This is a genomic window from Flavobacterium fluviatile (assembly GCF_010645065.1).
GTDB classification, from domain to species: Bacteria; Bacteroidota; Bacteroidia; order Flavobacteriales; family Flavobacteriaceae; genus Flavobacterium; species Flavobacterium fluviatile.
In genome coordinates this window covers 1-1,351 of the sequence record NZ_JAADZW010000070.1, presented here as the reverse complement: position 1 = coordinate 1,351, position 1,351 = coordinate 1, and the positions used below count along the sequence as shown (strand labels likewise).

Genomic DNA, 1,351 nt, shown 5'->3' with positions numbered 1-1,351 from the left:
GAATTATCGTTTTTAATTCCTATTTTCGTTTAGCCGAAAATAATCTGTTTCATAAGTTGCAAACAACTAGAGGCGCAGGAACGTTGGGCGTGATTTTCGTCTTCCAGAGAAAAATTCCGGTGGAATTTACTCTCTCTCTTGTTTTGAGGTTTAATAATTGAAAAGCAGAAACTTGAAAGCAGAAACTTGAAAGCAGAAACTTGAAAGCAGAAACTTGAAAGCAGAAACTTGAAAGCAGAAACTTGAAAGCAGAAACTTGAAAAACTGAATCTGAAAGGCGTAAACTTGAAAAGGTAAACGGAAAAACAGAAACTTGACAAACTGAATCTGAAAAGCAGAAACTTGAAAAACGAAACGAAAAAACAGAATCTTGAAAAGCTAAAAGGAAAAGCAGAAACTTGACCAAATGAATCTGAAAAGCAGAAACTTGAAAAGCTAAACGGAGAAAAAAACCACGCCCAACACACGTTTCTAGACATTTGCGAATTTAGTGGAATTACCGTTTTTTATCGTATTTTTGTTTAGCCGAAAATACTCGTCTTCGTAAGTCGCAAACGTCTAGAAGCGCGAGAACGTTAGCAGTAACTTTATGAAGAATATACTTACTAAAGAAGAGATTGAAAAAGCATTAGAAAATAATGTTTGGGATTATGGTAATGAAATCCTTTATAAAATGTGCAAAGATAACTTTGAACACATAAAGGATGAATATGTATTAGCAAAGGTTTTATTTATTGGTCGTATTTATGCTGCGGCTATCGAAAGACGAAAAACAGAAAATAATGACATTAATGATAATTTTTACATTGACTCAGTTGGACCGACTTTCAAAAATTCCGAAATAGACAGACTCTTGAAAGAATTAAAGTGTTTTAAAACAGTTGAAAATAGTAATATTAAAGATTGCCTAGAAACTCACTCCTATTTAACAAAAACCATAAAAGAAATTACGAATCTCAACAAACGTTCTTTTGTTTCTAAATATCTACACTTTCATTTACCTGAATTATTTTACATTTACGATACGCGCGCGGTCGAAGCGCTAAGAAAATTTATAAAAAAAGTTCCTAAAGAATTAAATCATAATCTTGATACTGAAAATGTTGATTTAGAATATGCGAAATTCTTTTGTAAATGTTTTGAGCTAAAAAGACAAATCAAAACTGAATTCAAAATTGAATTGACAAATAGACAACTTGATAATTTACTTATTGAAACAGCAAATCTGAAAAACTCAACTTTAAAAAAACTGAATAAATAAAAAAAAGCTACTGCTAACACACGTCTTGCGCCATTTGCGAATTTAGTGGAATTACCGTTTTTTAATCGTATTTTCGTTCAGCCGAAAATA

The 1,351-nt window shown here is 31.5% G+C and carries 1 protein-coding gene; it reads left to right on the top strand.

The features are described 5' to 3' along the window. Window positions 1–589: 589 nt before the first annotated feature. The gene (locus GXM17_RS21295) at window positions 590–1,261 is read left to right on the top strand and encodes a hypothetical protein (protein ID WP_163401527.1); all 672 of its coding nucleotides are present in this window, start codon (window positions 590–592) and stop codon (window positions 1,259–1,261) included. The last annotated feature ends 90 nt before the right edge of the window (window positions 1,262–1,351 follow it).